The 15,440-nt window shown below is 53.1% G+C and carries 15 protein-coding genes; 12 read left to right on the top strand and 3 right to left on the bottom strand.

Annotated features, from left to right (window positions below):
• Positions 1-150: 150 nt before the first annotated feature.
• The 6 genes from WC612_06880 to WC612_06855 all read left to right on the top strand — a co-directional run bounded on the left by WC612_06880 (position 151) and on the right by WC612_06855 (position 6,134).
• Positions 151-309: a hypothetical protein gene (locus WC612_06880; protein MFA6280497.1), complete on the top strand. Its 159-nt coding sequence runs from the start codon at positions 151-153 to the stop codon at positions 307-309.
• Complete coding sequence (locus WC612_06875) at positions 309-854, top strand: SCP2 sterol-binding domain-containing protein (GenBank protein MFA6280496.1); 546 nt, start codon at positions 309-311, stop codon at positions 852-854. The genes WC612_06880 and WC612_06875 overlap by 1 nt, the downstream gene beginning before the upstream one ends.
• A complete protein-coding gene (locus WC612_06870; GenBank protein MFA6280495.1) occupies positions 835-1,833 on the top strand; it encodes a peptidase U32 family protein in 999 nt (332 codons plus the stop codon). Before WC612_06875 ends, WC612_06870 begins: the two co-directional genes overlap by 20 nt.
• Positions 1,833-2,918, top strand: a complete 1,086-nt coding sequence (locus WC612_06865; protein ID MFA6280494.1) for a U32 family peptidase — start codon at positions 1,833-1,835, stop codon at positions 2,916-2,918. The genes WC612_06870 and WC612_06865 overlap by 1 nt, the downstream gene beginning before the upstream one ends.
• Before the next feature lie 396 nt (positions 2,919-3,314).
• Positions 3,315-5,330 (top strand): ribonucleoside triphosphate reductase, encoded by a 2,016-nt coding sequence (locus WC612_06860; GenBank protein MFA6280493.1) that lies wholly within the window; start codon positions 3,315-3,317, stop codon positions 5,328-5,330.
• Positions 5,331-5,438: 108 nt separating this feature from the next.
• Positions 5,439-6,134, top strand: coding sequence for an anaerobic ribonucleoside-triphosphate reductase activating protein (locus tag WC612_06855; GenBank protein MFA6280492.1), 696 nt, complete (start codon positions 5,439-5,441; stop codon positions 6,132-6,134).
• Between the two features lie 14 nt (positions 6,135-6,148).
• Here the strand turns inward: WC612_06855 and WC612_06850 are convergent, their stop codons facing one another.
• Both WC612_06850 and WC612_06845 read right to left on the bottom strand, forming a co-directional pair.
• Positions 6,149-6,718, bottom strand: coding sequence for a hypothetical protein (locus WC612_06850; protein MFA6280491.1), 570 nt, complete (start codon positions 6,716-6,718; stop codon positions 6,149-6,151).
• Positions 6,719-6,782: 64 nt separating this feature from the next.
• Positions 6,783-7,442 carry a hypothetical protein gene (locus WC612_06845; protein ID MFA6280490.1) on the bottom strand — a complete coding sequence of 220 codons (660 nt, stop codon included), beginning with the start codon at positions 7,440-7,442 and terminating at the stop codon, positions 6,783-6,785.
• 161 nt (positions 7,443-7,603) lie between these two features.
• Between WC612_06845 and glmS the strand changes: the two genes are divergently transcribed.
• The 6 genes from glmS (at position 7,604) to WC612_06815 (ending at position 15,117) form a co-directional block, all read left to right on the top strand.
• Positions 7,604-9,424 (top strand): glutamine--fructose-6-phosphate transaminase (isomerizing), encoded by a 1,821-nt coding sequence (gene glmS / locus WC612_06840; protein MFA6280489.1) that lies wholly within the window; start codon positions 7,604-7,606, stop codon positions 9,422-9,424.
• 86 nt (positions 9,425-9,510) lie between these two features.
• On the top strand, positions 9,511-10,401 hold the full coding sequence (locus WC612_06835) for a hypothetical protein (GenBank protein ID MFA6280488.1): 891 nt from the start codon (positions 9,511-9,513) through the stop codon (positions 10,399-10,401).
• Between the two features lie 200 nt (positions 10,402-10,601).
• Positions 10,602-11,975 (top strand): 3-deoxy-7-phosphoheptulonate synthase class II, encoded by a 1,374-nt coding sequence (locus tag WC612_06830; protein ID MFA6280487.1) that lies wholly within the window; start codon positions 10,602-10,604, stop codon positions 11,973-11,975.
• 72 nt (positions 11,976-12,047) lie between these two features.
• A complete protein-coding gene (locus tag WC612_06825; protein MFA6280486.1) occupies positions 12,048-12,410 on the top strand; it encodes a hypothetical protein in 363 nt (120 codons plus the stop codon).
• A 32-nt stretch (positions 12,411-12,442) separates the two neighbouring features.
• Positions 12,443-14,119 carry an NAD+ synthase gene (locus WC612_06820; protein MFA6280485.1) on the top strand — a complete coding sequence of 559 codons (1,677 nt, stop codon included), beginning with the start codon at positions 12,443-12,445 and terminating at the stop codon, positions 14,117-14,119.
• 8 nt (positions 14,120-14,127) lie between these two features.
• Positions 14,128-15,117, top strand: a complete 990-nt coding sequence (locus tag WC612_06815) for a phosphoribosylaminoimidazolesuccinocarboxamide synthase (GenBank protein ID MFA6280484.1) — start codon at positions 14,128-14,130, stop codon at positions 15,115-15,117.
• 112 nt (positions 15,118-15,229) lie between these two features.
• Here WC612_06815 and WC612_06810 read toward each other — a convergent pair.
• The coding region (locus tag WC612_06810) for a hypothetical protein (protein ID MFA6280483.1) at positions 15,230-15,440 on the bottom strand (211 nt) is incomplete at its 5' end.

Here is a 15,440-nt window from a genome sequence, read left to right as displayed (position 1 = left end):
CAAGGCGTAGATGCGGGACCCAGTTGAAAGCTCATTTCTTGCCGCCAAAAACCGCCGTATCGCCCCCAGTCCTCTGTGGATCCCGCATCACGCGTCTGGCGCTTGCGCGCCATCCGCTGTGCGGGATGACGAGAGGGGAGCGTCTGACGCTTGCGCGCCATCCGCTACCTGCTCCGCGAAGCCCAAGAGGGCGAAGAGAAAATGCCTGCCCTGCGAAGCCTTGGCGTAGCGGGGTCTTGGGATGACGAGATAAGGATGACGGATGACACCTATTTTGAAGGTCTTATAAACTCTGCTATGGTTCTTTGATGAAAAAACGATCCTTTCCTTTGCCATTGGCGAAAATGGCGCTTATGGCCGCGCCGCCGCTTCTCGTCGCGCGAACGACTGAAATCGTCGTGCAGCGTATCCGCAGGCGCCACCCCAAGCTGTTCGCTAACCTCGCGCGGTTGAGCGAAGCTGTTGTGATCTTTGCGCCGACGGACACGCCTTATCGTTTTGCCCTGACGCTGGGGCAAGCGCCTGTGACCTTTTCTGTCCTTACCCCTCACGAACAGTGCCAAGCCGATGCCACGATCACAGGCTCGCTTCAGGACTTGATCGCGATGATGGAGGGGCAGGCGGATGGCGACACGCTCTTTTTCTCCCGCGCTATACAGGTTGTGGGGGATACGTCTGTAATCGTTGGCCTTCGCAATACGTTAGACCGCGAGGAAATCGATCTTATGGCCGAAATCCTGTCGCTTTTTGGGCCTTTCGCGAAATCGGCTGGCTTTTTCTTATCGTTGGCGGATACGCTGGGATCGCGCCTTTATGAACGAATGAAGAGGGTTCATGAAACCTCCGTATCTTGAACTTGTTTGCCCTGCGGGAACGCCCGCCGCGCTTCGCGCTGCCATCGATGCGGGCGCGGATACGGTCTATTGCGGCTTCCGCGATGCTACGAACGCGCGCAATTATCCGGGCCTTAACTTCGATGTTGAGGAAATGGCCGAAGGCGCAGCCTATGCCCACGAACGCGGGCGCAAGCTGCTGGTCGCCATCAACACCTTTCCCCTCGCGGGCGAGCCAGAGCCGTGGCATGCGGCCATCGACAACGCGGCGGCGATAGGCGCGGATGCCGTGATCATGGCTGACATTGGCCTTTTGGATTACGCCACGCGCAAGCATCAGAACCTAAGGCGGCATTTATCGGTGCAAGCGGCGGCTTCAAACCCGCTTTCTATCGCCTTTTATCGTGACAATTTCGACATCAAACGCGTCGTTTTGCCGCGTGTTTTGTCGGTAGAGGAAGTGGCCGCGATTATCGGCGAAATCCGCATCGAAACGGAAGTTTTCTGCTTTGGCAGCGTCGGCACCATGTCCGAGGGCAGGTGCTTCCTATCCTCCTACATGACGGGCTTGTCGCCCAGCCACGCGGGCGCTTGTGCCCCCGCCAGCCATGTCGCCTATAAGGAAGAAGAGGGCGGCTGCCGCCTTGCCTGCCTTGGTGACGTGACGCTCAACCGCTTTGGCAAGGATGAGGCTGCTTCCTATCCCACGCCATGCAAAGGGCGCTATGTGGCGCTGGGGCAACCTTCTTATTTGTTTGAGGAACCGGTGGGCTGGAACGTGATCGATATTTTGCCACAACTGAAAGCGGCGGGAGTGACGGCGCTGAAGATCGAGGGACGGCAACGCTCGCGCGCCTACGTCACGCAGGTCGTCAGTTCCTTTCGGCACGTTTTGGATGCTCTTGCGGCTGGCGAAACCGATATTGATACAGGCGCACTGCATCAACTTGCCGAAGGGGGGCAGCAAACCCTTGGCGCGTATCAGAAGGGATGGCGATAATGCCCTCAGCTAAACTCACCCTTGGGCCGTTATTCTATAATTGGCCACCGGAAAAGAAGCGGGATTTCTATTTCCGCATTGCGGATGAAGCCCCTATTGATTGCGTTTATGTGGGTGAAGTCGTGTGCTCAAAGCGCGAGCCTTTTTTCAATCCTTACCTTGATGAGGTTCTCGAAAGACTGGAAAAAGCGGGCAAGCAGGTCGTCGTGTCTTCGCTGGCGTTGCTGACCTTGCCGCGAGAGATGGAAGCCCTGCGCGAAAAGGCATCAGGCGATCGCCTTGTTGAGGCCAACGACGTGTCGGCCTTGCAGCTTTTGAAGGGGAAACCTTTTATTGTTGGCCCCATGATCAACGTGATGAACGAAGGCACGTTGGCGGCTATGGCCGCCCGTGGCGCGGTGCGTGTCGTTTTTGCCTCAGAGATGTCGGGCAAGGCGATTGGGACGTTGGCTAATTATTCGTCGTCATTGCGAGGAGCGGACGCGACGCAAACACCACCGTCATACCGGCGAAGGCCGGTATCCAGCGCCGCGCGTCTGCGCGGCAAAAGACTCTTATGCGCGGCGGACGACGCGCAGCTGGATCCCGCTTTTCAGCGGGATGACGACTGTGTTTATGCCAACCAATCGCCTAAACCCCATCCGATTGAATCTCTTCAAACCGAAGTCCAAGTCTCTGGGCGGCAGTCTTTGGCACTCTCGATGCGATGCTATCACGCCCGCGCCCATGGCCGAGATAAAGATCATTGCCGCAAGGTTTGCGAGAACGATCCCGATGGTCTTGATGTCGACACCATCACGGGACAGCCCATTTTGAGTGTCAACGGCACGCAAACCCTTACGCGCGGCTATGTTGTATTATTGAATGAAATGCACGAGATGGCAGAGGCTGGCGTCACGCATTTCCGCCTTTCGCCTCAAAATTGCGACATGGTGAGCGTGAGTCGGATCTATCGCAATTTTCTGGACGCCCTGATCGACCCCGAATCGGCTCTTAGCTCTTTGAAAACCCTTATGGAATCAGTCACATTCATCAATGGCTTTTATCATGGAAAAGAAGGCAAAAGTTTCGTTTCGATCCCCTAAACACCCTTACAATACAACTGTTTTTGATGGGGATAAGGCGTTATGACGGCATATCCTTGTAGGCCACCTCTCCCCTTTTTACCCCCAGTTCCATCCCCAGAATTCGTCCCTTCCTTGGCTGTTGGTCGATTTATTTTTGACTCCTTTTGTGCTATTAAGAGTTCAGCGATTGATACGAATCCGTACCAATAGGCTGATAGGTTGAATCATGTCATAATCGTGGCAATTAGGGGTTAATCTTTGGTCATCTCCATTAACCAATCTTTTTGTTTAAACTTGACATAGATCAATAGACCACACTACATTTTGTGTTTAAATGATCTCAAGCCACCCTCATCTTGTGGGTGCACACAAAAATACTAAACGACTTCAACAAGAAGTCCTTGGGGGGAATGCATGCTCGATCTCGCTACAGCTCAAGTTATCCCGTTTGAACCGCGTCCTGCTTCGTCGGATCAAGAACAACAAAATACGGGAACAAAAATCAATTGTTCTGAGTCTGTGGACGAGTATCTCTCTAAGTCCGATTGGCGCATCAACGCCAACGCCAATGTCGGCTATAGCCATGCTGGCCTCGTCAACAACCTTGCGGGCAAAGTGATCGCCAATTTCTGGTTGGATCAGGTCTATACGCAAGAAGAGGGTGCGGCGCACCGCGAGGGCGATTATCACATCCACGATCTGGACAGCCTTGCTGGTTACTGCGCGGGTTGGAGTCTGCGTCAACTTCTTAGCGAAGGCTTTAATGGCGTCACGGGTCGCGTGTCCTCACGTCCTCCCCGCCACTTCCGCGAGGCCTTGGGCCAGATGGCCAACTTCCTTGGCATCTTGCAGTCCGAATGGGCTGGCGCTCAGGCTTTCTCGTCGTTTGATACCTATCTGGCTCCTTATGTTTTCCGCGATCAATTGGATGACGCCGAAATCCGCAAGGCGATCCGCCAATTTGTCTATAACCTGAATGTTCCGGCACGTTGGGGGCAGTCGCCCTTTACGAACGTGACGCTCGACATCACGGTTCCCGACGATTTGAAGCCCCAGATGCCGATGGCGCGTGGCGAGCATCTTTTTGCCAGCCTGAAGTCAGGCGAGGCGGACAGGCTCTTTGCGTTGGCGAAATACCGTCGTCCTGAGCTGAAAAATCTGTCGGAAATGACCTATGCCGACTTTGTTCCAGAGATGGAGCGCATCATCCTCGCCTACTATGACGTAATGACAGAGGGCGACAGCACAGGCCAACCCTTCACATTCCCGATTCCAACGGTCAACATCACCGAGCAGTTCGACTGGAATAACAAAATCGCCGATGCGATCTTTGAAAACGCCGCCAAGGTGGGAAGCTCGTACTTCCAGAACTTTATTGGTAGCCAATATAAGCTGGACGAAAACGGCAAACTGATTGAGAACCCCGAAGCCTATAAGCCCAACGCGGTGCGCTCGATGTGCTGCCGCTTGCAACTGGACTTACGCGAGCTTCAAAAGCGCGGCAACGGCCTGTTTGGCTCTGCCGAAATGACGGGCTCCATCGGTGTTGTCACGCTGAACATGGCGCGTCTTGGCCACAAGTTTAAGGGCAACGAGACGGGCTTGATCGCCGAGATCGAACGCCTGATGGATATGGCCAAAAGCACGCTAGAAAAAAAGCGCGTCTTTGTGAACGAAATGTTCGAACGCGGCCTGTATCCCTATAGCCGCCGTTATCTGTCAAGCTTCCGCAATCACTTCAGCACCATTGGCGTCAATGGCATGAACGAGATGATTGAAAACTTCACGGACGGTAAGCACGACATGACCGACCAAGAAGGCATTGCGCTCACGCTGCGCCTTTTGGATCATATCCGCGCCCGTCTGCGCACCTATCAAGAAGAGTCAGGCAACCTGTACAATCTGGAAGCCTCTCCCGCTGAAGGCGCAACGTATCGCTTTGCCAAGGAAGATTTAAAACGCTTCCCCGGCATCAAGCAGTCCGGCAGCGGCCCGAACATCTACTACACGAACAGCAGCCAGCTTCCCGCCAGCTGCACCGAGGATCCGTTCGAAGCCTTGGACCTGCAAAACAAGCTGCAATGCAAGTACACGGGCGGCACAGTTTTGCACATGTACATGAACGAAAAGCTGGATACCGCGGACTCGTGCCGTCAGTTCGTGAAGGCGGTTTTGACCAACTATCAGCTGCCTTATATCACGATCACGCCAGTCTTTTCGGTCTGCGATGAGCATGGCTATCTGAAGGGCGAACAACCCACATGCCCGCATTGCGGTGAAACGACACAGGTCTGGACTCGCGTGATGGGCTACTTCCGTCCCGTGGACAGCTTTAACATCGGCAAGAAGGGTGAACATCGTGAGCGCGTCCACTTCACCGAGGACGCTATCCGCAAACATCACACCTGCACAACAGGTTGCTGCAACTAGAGTTCAGAGATCGGAACTCAGAGTTTAGGGGGGGGAAGGGAAAATAACCCTTTCCCCCTTTCTCTTTTGACGCTCCAATCATCGAACTCTGAACTCTGGACTCTGGACATGCCTTCTCTTTACGACATAACCCCGTTCTCCCTCCTCGATTATCCGAATGAGATGTCCTGCATCGTTTGGGTGGCGGGGTGCAATATGCGTTGCGCGTATTGCCATAACCCCAACATCGTTTTGGGGAAAGGCGAGAAAGAGGACGACGAGATCATCTCTTTTCTTGAAAAGCGCATTGGTAAACTCAGCGCCGTTGTGTTTTCGGGCGGTGAGGCGACGCTGTATGCGGGGCTGCCCGATCTGATGCGCCGCGTAAAGACGATGGGCTTTAAAATCAAGTTGGATACCAACGGCTCGCGCCCCGAAGTGCTGCGTGGGCTGCTGGACGAGGGGCTTGCGGATTACGTCGCCATGGACTTCAAATGCCCACCAGAAAAAGCAGAAAAGTTGGTCGGCACAGCCAAATTATGGGAGCCGTTTACGCAAAGTCTGGGACTGTTGATAGAGGCGGCGGCTTCTGCCATCACTTTTGAAATCCGCACGACGGTTCATCCCGACTTGCTGGATGAAAAAGACTTGGCGTGGATGATCGCGTTTTTGGATACGGCAGGCTATCGCGGGACGTACTATATCCAAAACGTCGCCTCGACGGGCGATAAAACCATCGGCAATGTCGCTAAGCCAGAACGCGCCTTAGACCTTACGGTCATCCCATCCCCGAGGGGATTTGCGCTGGCGTACCGGAATTTCTAAAGTCCAGAGACCGCTTAAAGATCAAGACCCCTAGCCGTACATATCGTGACAGTATTCTTGACCATATTGCGGAAGCGTTGACGCACAGGCCGTGGATAGGATTGCTCAATTTTCTCCAATGTTGCCATGCCTTCCCTGATCGATGGTGCCATTTTGCTGACCTGATCGAGAAAAGGCTCAAACGCCTGACAAGCAAGCTTGACCCGAAAGGCGCTATAGGCCTCCTGCATGTATATAAGCGAAAGGTTATTGGAAGCACAGGGAATAACCATCTCCTGCGCTATGCGAGAACCGCTTCCCTTCAAAAGACTATTCAATTTACTTTCTGTGGCAGGAAAATATGCTTTTAATGTTTTGCTAAAGAGATCAAGCACAGGAGGGATCCCAGAAACAGCGTTAAAAGATTTGACCGGCGTTTTAACGTAAAAAGTGATTTTGCCGTCTATTTCATGATGTAGAAATACGCTCGATATCTCTAGGTGTTTATTATCCTGTATCAAAGATGTTATAGCAAATTCATGGAATGTTTTGAAAGCCTCCACAATTTTAGCAGAAAGCGCCGTATCCTTTTTTTCTTCAAACATCGTTCATTCTCCTGATAAAAGATTTTTCAAAGGTCAATGGGTTTAGCGAAGAAACCTTAGCTGACTATCGCATTCCCAAATCACGCAGTCTTCCTAAACCTTGCGCATTGAGAATATTTTTCATGAAAGCGCAGCGTTCTTCCTTGGGAAGAGTCCCCACCAATTGCGCAACTTCTTGATGAACCGCTGTCAATTTGGCGTGGGCTTTTCTATAAAGAGCCAAGCGATGAGCGCGAGCGATAAGGTCCAAACTCTCTGGAGCAAAAGAAAGAGTCAGCGTCATGTCGCTTTTTACATTCTTGATAGCGCGGCCATGAACGGAAGCCTTGGGCATCTCACGGGAAATGGTTGGTTCTATTGACATTGGGTGATGAAAGCCTGCAGGAATGTAGCTATATTCCTCTTTGATATCTGTTTTGGGAAGGCTAACATCCGAAAGAACTTTCTTAAATTCTTTGATGGCGTTGAACCCCGAATCCACAAAATGTGATTCTGGCGTTGTATCCAAATGAATCACAACCATGTCCGCAACTTGGGTAAAGGAACAGGGATCCTTTTTCCCATCCTTAGGGTAATTTATCGTAAGGGCATAAAGCTCCTGAAATTCTTTTTGAATAGCTTGATAAAGCTCTACGTTGTTGGCGTCGGTCATGTAAATACCTCTTACGAATAGGGTTGTGCGGCGAAATCGGTGAAATGTTGCATGAGAATAGCCCCATGACAAGGTCGCAAGTAAAAAAAGATTGGTTAATCAAGCTGTTTTTGCCTCTATCCGTAACATTTTGTCGTGCAAGTTGACGGGCAGGGGGATTGCCAAGAGGCGCGGGCAGGGGCAAAAAGGTGACAGCTTATATCCTTCCTTTTTCTATAAGGAGTCGTTCTCTCATGTGTGGTATTGTTGGTATCTTGGCGCAGCGTCCTGTGGTCGGTTTACTTGTGGATGGCCTGAGGCGGCTGGAGTACCGAGGCTATGACAGCGCGGGCGTGGCGACTTTGGTTAACGGCTGCATTGAAACGCGCCGCGCCGTGGGCAAGCTTCAGGCGCTAGCCGATAAAGTTGGGAACGAGCCTCTGGCGGGTGAGGTTGGCATTGGTCACACACGCTGGGCCACGCATGGCCGCCCGACAGAGGATAACGCGCATCCCCATTTTTCCTCACAAGTCGCGGTCGTCCATAACGGCATTATCGAAAACTATCGCGATCTGCGTAAAGAGCTAGAGGCCAAAGGCCACGTCTTCAAGTCCGAGACGGATACGGAAAGCATCGCTCACCTGATTACGGACTATTTGCAAAGCGGCCTGACACCCCAAGACGCGACAGCCAAAGCCCTTAAACGGCTAGAGGGCGCGTTTGCCCTCGCCATTATCTTTACGGGACATGATGGCCTGCTCATCGGCGCACGGCGAGGCAGCCCACTGGCCATCGGCTATGGCGGTACGGAAATGTATTTGGGCTCGGACGCGCTGGCGCTCGCACCGCTAACCAACCGCATATCCTATATGGAGGAAGGCGACTGGGTCGAGCTGACGGCGGGCAAAGCCGTCGTTCACGACAAGGACGACAACATCGTCGAGCGCAAGATTCAGGAAACGGCGCTTTCCGGCGCGGTCATTGGCAAGGGCGAATATCGCCACTTTATGCTTAAAGAGATTTTTGAGCAGCCCGCCGTGATCGGCGATACGATGAACGCGCTTGTGACCACCGACAACCGCCTCTCGATGCCGCCTTTGCCGTTTGATTGGAAAAACCTCCCGCGCCTGACCATCGTGGCGTGCGGAACGGCGTCCTATGCGGGCATGGTGGCGAAGTACTGGTTTGAGCAGTTGGCTGGCCTTTCCGTCGAGATCGATGTCGCCTCGGAGTTCCGCTATCGCCAATCCCCAATGGCTGACGGGGGCGCGATGATCGTCATCTCACAATCGGGCGAGACAGCGGACACGCTTGCCGCCTTGAACTATGCGAAGCAACACGGGCAAAAGATTCTGGCCGTCGTCAACGCACAACACAGCACCATTGCGCGGCAAGCGGATGCGATGGTCGCGACGCTTTGCGGCCCCGAAATCTCTGTGGCCTCTACCAAAGCCTTTACAACGCAGCTAACGGTTTTGCTGTGTCTGGCGCTGGATGCGGCGAAGGCGCGCGGCGCAATGGATGAGGCGAAAATTGCCGAAATTCTGCAAGCCTTGCGCGAGGTTCCAGCCAAGCTCAACGACGTCTTGCGCGAAGATCACAAGATTCAGGAGTTGGCGCAAAAGATTTGCGATGCGAAAGACGTGCTATATCTAGGGCGTGGCCTGATGTATCCCGTCGCGTTGGAAGGCGCTCTCAAACTTAAAGAAATCTCGTACATTCATGCGGAAGGCTATCCGGCGGGCGAACTGAAACACGGCCCCATTGCGCTGATTGATGAAACAATGCCCGTTGTCGTCGTCGCGCCGCATGATGCGCTGTTCGACAAAACAGCATCCAACATTCAGGAAGTTGTCGCGCGTGGTGGTAAGGTTGTTCTCTTCACCGATAAGGCTGGCCTTGCGAACATGGGCAGCAAACCTTATTGGGTGACGACGTTGCCGGAATGCCATCCTGTCGTCGCACCGATCCTCTACACCATCCCTGTGCAGCTTCTGGCCTATTACACCGCTCTGGCCAAAGGAACGGACGTTGACCAACCCCGTAACCTCGCCAAAAGCGTAACGGTGGAGTAGGGCTAAGGCCAAATAAGTCATATTTATAAAGTGGTTATGTGATCCCCCGTGCAATTTATACTAAAAATAAAGGTGTAAATGCTATAATGGCGCGTGGTGGAAAAATGATCGACAAGAACATATTGACGACAAAAAAAACGATTGAGCATTTGAGCGCGTTATGCCGCGATCAATCCGTGCCGTGCTGGGCGTTAGCCTTTGAAATTACGAATGCCTATAAAACGATTAATGCGGCATCCTTTAGCACTCTTTTTGATCTTTGCTCTTATGGCGGGCAGGGCGGCAATCCCACCTTATACGAAGCGGGAAAATTAACCGCGTTACAGTTAGACTCGGATTTATCCGCCCATCATCTCAACAACGATTATCACAACGCCGACCACTTAAAGCAGGTTTTAATCAACACTTTTGTTATCAGCCAACTGTCTGACAGGAAGGGGATACAGCCTCCGCCTTTGGACCTTCTTATCGCGGCGATGATCCATGACGTCAACCATGACGGCAGCACCAATACCGTCAATGGGAAACACATACCTTTTCGTCTTGAGGATAAGTCTATGGCCTATGCCCGTCCCCTCTTTAAAGCGGCGTGGGTCGATGATCAAACAATCCGTGACATTCAAACTATGCTGCGATGGACGGATTTGGCAGGCAGAGCAGAAGATATGGTCAAGGCTTACCCCGAAGGCCTGCGTCCCGATGTAGCCGAAAAAGCCAAGATGTTGGGCGATGCCGATTTGCTTCCCGCCATCGGCCTTACGGGTCCACAGGCCTGCAAGGAGAATGAGAAGCTTGGCCTAGAATGGGACAAGCCCCTTTCCACCAGAAACTTTCGGTCTTTTGTCAAGGGCGTGGCAGGAAATGGCTTCCAATCCCAAGGGGCCAAGTATTTTAATCCCAACATTGAACGAGTCGTGGCCTATATGGATTCTCTTTCCCACAAAAAACACGCGGTCGGGATTGCGCCTAGCCCATAGACCGAGTATAGTCATCCCATGACAAGTCCAGAATCATCTTTAACAGCCGTTCAAAAACGCGCCTTTGCTGGTGGCGTTTATGGCTTTTATTTTGGTTATTGGTTCCGGTAAAACCGGATCATAAACAACGCTGCTCACCCCCATTATTAAAACACAAAACCACCGGATCACCGGCTCCTTATTACGCATAGGCAAAAATCATGAAACACACCGACTGGTCTCCCCAAACATGGCGCACGAAAAAAGTTTTGCAGCAGCCTACCTATCCCGACCTAGAAAAAGTCGCGGGGGTTGAAACGCGCTTGGCCAAACAGCCACCCTTGGTTTTTGCGGGCGAGGCGAGACGTCTGAAAAAAGGACTGGCGCAAGTGGCCGCAGGAAACGCTTTTTTGCTTCAAGGCGGCGACTGCGCCGAAAGCTTTGCCGAGTTCAGCGCGGCCAACATTCGCGACTCCTTCCGCGTGATTTTGCAGATGGCCGTGGTGCTGACGTTTGGCGGCTCCATCCCCGTCGTCAAGGTGGGTCGCATGGCGGGGCAGTTTGCTAAGCCGCGCTCAGACGACAGCGAAACACGGGGCGAAGTGAGCCTTCCCAGCTATCGCGGCGACATCATCAATGGCCTTGATTTTACGCCAGAGGCTCGCATTCCCGATCCCGAACGCATGATGCAAGTGTACAATCAATCCGCCGCGACGCTAAACCTTCTTAGGGCTTTTGCGCAAGGCGGCTATGCCGATCTGCATAAAGTGCATAGCTGGAACCTTGATTTCGTCGCGGGCGATTTGCAGGCCGAGCGTTATCAGGATGTCTCCAACCGCATCGGCGAGGCTCTCGCCTTCATGAGGGCGTGCGGCATTAACGGCGAGACAACGCCTTCGATCCGCGAGACAGAGTTCTTCACCTCGCATGAGGCCTTGCTGCTCCCCTATGAGCAAGCGCTTACCCGCGTGGACAGCACGACAGGCGATTGGTACGACGTTTCCGCGCATATGCTGTGGATAGGCGACCGCACACGCGGCCCCGATGACGCGCATGTCGAGTTTTTGCGCGGCGTCAATAATCCTCTTGGCCTGAAGTGTGGGCCATCACTGGATGTGGAAGACCTTTTGCGCCTGATCGATATGCTTAACCCGACCAATGAAGCGGGGAGGCTGACTCTCATTGCCCGTATGGGCGCGGACAAGATAGAGGCCTCCTTGCCGCCGCTCCTTCGCCGGATCAAGGCCGAGGGCCGCAACGTTGTCTGGTGCTCTGACCCCATGCACGGCAACACGGAAAAGACTTCAACAAGCTATAAAACGCGTCATTTCAGCAAGGTACTGGCCGAAGTTAAAGGCTTTTTTGACGTTTGCGGGGCGGAAGGCGTCTGGCCCGGTGGAATCCATCTGGAAATGACGGGCAGAAACGTCACGGAATGCACAGGCGGAGCCTCGGACATCACCGAACATGATCTAAAGGAATGCTATGAAACGCACTGTGATCCACGCCTGAATGCCTCTCAAGCGCTTGAATTAGCCTTTTTGGTGGCGGCACAGCTTAAAAACTTGCGCCGAAACGATGGGTTAGAGGAATAAACTTGTTGGCGTAGCCTTGTGAAAGCGCTATGGTTTTCCTGCTTTACATCACGTTAAAGGGAGGGTTCATCCATGCGCGCTTTTTATAGTTTCTTTTTCCTGTTTCTCTTGATGGCAACCACGCCCGTTTTGGCGGGTAGCGTGACCTATGCCGATATGCGGGGCAGGTGGCAATCGACGCAATGCACAGCGCCGGCAACGCCTGCCGCTCTTTCCAAAGATGCCGAAGCGGCAGCGAATGACCTTAATACCCAAAAGGCCGCGCACAACAAGTATGTGACGGACATGCAGGACTACATGAACTGCCTTACCAAAGAGGCAGAGCGCGATGCCGAGGCGACGGGCATTTTGGTGACGAAGTCGGCGCAAGCCTTGATCGATAAGGCTGCCGCAGACTTAAGCGCATCGACGGCTCAACCCGTGAAGCCTGAATAAACTAAAACCTCTGACGTTTCTTGGAGCACACTATGACTGAGCCCTTGTCGTTGGCCTTGGCGCAACTTAACCCTATCGTGGGTGATATTGCGGGGAATGCGGCCAAAATCATGACGGCTTGGCGCGAGGCTGAAAGGCGTGGAGCCTCCCTGCTCATGACGTCCGAGATGGCCTTGACGGGCTATGCGCCCGATGACTTCATCTTGAAGCCACGCTTGCATAAGGTGATCCGCGAGGCCGTGGACGCACTGGCGCGAGAAACAGCCATGGGGCCTGCGATTTTGCTGGGTACGCCGTGGGCCGTGGGTGAAAAGCTTTACAACGCCGCCTTGCTTTTGGACGGCGGGGCGATTGTAGGCCAAACATTTAAGCGTGAGCTTCCCAATTACGGCCCCTTTGACGAAAAAAGGCTCTTTTCGGCAGGCGAAATGCCCGATCCCCTTTCGTGGCGCGGCCATAGCCTTGGCGTTTTATTGTGCGAGGATATGTGGGTTTCAGGCGTTACGGAAAACATCAAAAACAAAGGCGCGGAGATCCTGTTGGTTTTGAACGGCAGTCCGTTTCAGGTGGGCAAGCAGCAAAAGCGCTATGATCTGGCGCGGGAACGCATTCGCGAAACCGCGCTATCGCTCATTTACGTCAATCAGGTTGGTGGACAGGATGAGATGGTGTACGAGGGCGCGTCTTTTGCCATGGATGCCTATGGCCAGATTAAGGTTCAAGCCAAGGCATGGGAAGAAGAGATCGCCCTAGTCACCTGTGCGGTCAGCGATGGCAAGCTTATGCCAGAGCAAACACCCCTTGCCGACATTCCGCAAAGCGAGGAATCGATTTATCGGGCGTTGATGATTGGGATAAAGGACTATGTCCTAAAGAACGGTTTTAAAAGCGTTCTGGTTGGCCTTTCCGGCGGCGTGGACAGCGCTTTGACCACCATGCTGGCCGTCGATGCTTTGGGGGCGGGCAATGTTCGCACCGTGATGATGCCTTCGCCCTATACCTCAAAAGACTCGATTGAGGATGCCGCCGCCGTGGCCGCAGCGCTGGGCTGCCGTTTGGATACCATCCCTATCCAAGAGGCGATGACGGTTTTCGATCACCTGCTCGCCGAACAATTCGCGGGATGCCAGCCCGATGTGACTGAGGAAAATATCCAAGCCCGCCTACGCGGCACGCTGTTGATGGCTCTTTCGAACAAAAGCGGCTCCATGCTTCTGGCGACCGGCAACAAGTCGGAAATTGCCGTTGGCTATACGACGCTTTATGGCGACACGTGCGGTGGCTACGCACCCTTGAAAGACGTCTATAAAACCGAAGTGTACAAATTGGCGCGCTGGCGCAACAACAAAAAGCCCGTTGGCGCTTTGGGCGGCGAGGGAACGTTGATCCCCGCGCGGGTGATGACTAAAGCGCCATCAGCTGAGCTTAGGCCTCTTCAGAAGGATCAGGATTCCTTGCCTCCCTATGCGACACTTGATGATATTCTGCGCTGCCTGATCGAGCAGGATTTGGCCGTAGCGGAAACAACCATGATGGGACATGACCCCGCCATGGTGCGCCGTGTTTATACCATGCTGGATAAAGCTGAATATAAGCGCCGTCAAATGCCACCGGGTCCCAAGGTCACGCGCCGCCATATTTCCAAGGATAGGCGCTATCCCATCACCAACCGTTACTGCGACAAGTGGCGCACGCAACAAACGGATTAGAAAAACCCATGACCGATCAATCAACATTACACAACATTATCAGTGCCCATCTTCATGATGTCCTTGTTGATGCCGAGTTTCCTGAGCTTCCCAACTTTGGACGGGGTAAGGTGCGCGATCATTATGATTTGTCCGGTAATCGCCGCCTGATGATTACTACGGATCGTCAAAGCGCGTTCGATCAAGTTCTGGCCGCTGTTCCTTTTAAGGGGCAGGTATTGACGTCGGCGGCGCGTTTCTGGTTTGAGGCGACGGCGGACATCATTCCCAACCACATCATCGAATATCCAGACCCTAACGTCGTTGTGGCGCGCAAGTTGGACATGCTGCCCGTTGAAATTGTGGTGCGCGACTATCTGACAGGCTCGACCTCGACGGCAATTTGGTCGATGTACCATGTCGGTAACCGTAAGCCTTATGGTGTAGTTCTGCCCGATGGCATGAAGAAGAATGACAAACTACTTGCGACGATTCTGACCCCCACAACCAAAGGCATTATGGGCGAGCATGATGTTCCCATAACACCGGACGAGGTTCTGGAGAGAAAGGTTTTGACGGCAGCGCAATGGCAGGAAATAGAAAAGGCCTCATTAGCTTTGTTTGCGCGGGGCCGCGAAATTGCGGCGAAGCAGGGCTTGATCCTTGTCGATACAAAGTATGAGTTTGGCTATGACGAACAGGGGAGCCTAACCATCGCCGATGAAATCCATACGCCTGACAGCAGCCGTTACTGGAAGGCCGCGACTTATGAAGCGCGTCATGCCGATGGCAAAGAGCCGGAAAGTCTTGATAAGGAGTTTTTGCGTCTATGGATTGCTGAGCGCTGCGACCCTTATAAAGAGTCGATTCCTGAAATTCCCGATGAAACACTTGTCGACTTTTCAGCGCGGTATATCAGCCTTTATGAAGCGATTACGGGCAAGGATTTTGTCTTTCCATCAGGGGGAGAGCCTGTGCGCGAGCGCGTTCACCGCAACATCAAAGCGTATGCCGGTTAAAGGCCTGTGTCTTATACCAACGACCCTATAAACTGGCTCATTGAAAGAAACCAAACGGGATGCCCGTTTTCACGGGCATGACGGTCTTTGTTTTAAATTTATACCTCTATTGTCATCCCCGCGACCTGTCGCGCCGAAGCTGCGAAGCAGCGTAGGGGGAAAGCGGGGATCCCGTTTTCTTTTTCTTATCAGTTAATTCGGCATAATGATCAAAAGGTGTGGGTAGATTCACGATTTTGAGAGCAAAAAGCTGATCATTTTTCTCCGCCGATCCTTCTTCAATCCTCGATGTATTTTGACCTTGTTTTTCCAGTGAGCGAAGG

Source organism: Bdellovibrionales bacterium, from assembly GCA_041662785.1.
In the GTDB taxonomy this organism is placed as follows: Bacteria; Pseudomonadota; Alphaproteobacteria; order UBA9219; family UBA9219; genus UBA8914.
The sequence above is the reverse complement of the archived record's forward strand: the minus strand, read 5'-3'. Positions and strand labels throughout refer to the sequence as shown.

Excerpts from the sequence above, each read along its gene's own strand:
- WC612_06825 (MFA6280486.1), top strand. The coding sequence starts at position 12,048 with ATGCGCGCTTTTTATAGTTTCTTTTTCCTGTTTCTCTTGATGGCAACC.
- WC612_06830 (MFA6280487.1), top strand. The coding sequence starts at position 10,602 with ATGAAACACACCGACTGGTCTCCCCAAACATGGCGCACGAAAAAAGTT.
- WC612_06875 (MFA6280496.1), top strand. The coding sequence starts at position 309 with ATGAAAAAACGATCCTTTCCTTTGCCATTGGCGAAAATGGCGCTTATG.
- WC612_06860 (MFA6280493.1), top strand. The coding sequence starts at position 3,315 with ATGCTCGATCTCGCTACAGCTCAAGTTATCCCGTTTGAACCGCGTCCT.
- WC612_06820 (MFA6280485.1), top strand. The coding sequence starts at position 12,443 with ATGACTGAGCCCTTGTCGTTGGCCTTGGCGCAACTTAACCCTATCGTG.
- glmS (MFA6280489.1), top strand. The coding sequence starts at position 7,604 with ATGTGTGGTATTGTTGGTATCTTGGCGCAGCGTCCTGTGGTCGGTTTA.
- WC612_06815 (MFA6280484.1), top strand. The coding sequence starts at position 14,128 with ATGACCGATCAATCAACATTACACAACATTATCAGTGCCCATCTTCAT.
- WC612_06870 (MFA6280495.1), top strand. The coding sequence starts at position 835 with ATGAAACCTCCGTATCTTGAACTTGTTTGCCCTGCGGGAACGCCCGCC.
- WC612_06865 (MFA6280494.1), top strand. The coding sequence starts at position 1,833 with ATGCCCTCAGCTAAACTCACCCTTGGGCCGTTATTCTATAATTGGCCA.
- WC612_06835 (MFA6280488.1), top strand. The coding sequence starts at position 9,511 with ATGGCGCGTGGTGGAAAAATGATCGACAAGAACATATTGACGACAAAA.
- WC612_06850 (MFA6280491.1), bottom strand. The coding sequence starts at position 6,718 with ATGTTTGAAGAAAAAAAGGATACGGCGCTTTCTGCTAAAATTGTGGAG.
- WC612_06855 (MFA6280492.1), top strand. The coding sequence starts at position 5,439 with ATGCCTTCTCTTTACGACATAACCCCGTTCTCCCTCCTCGATTATCCG.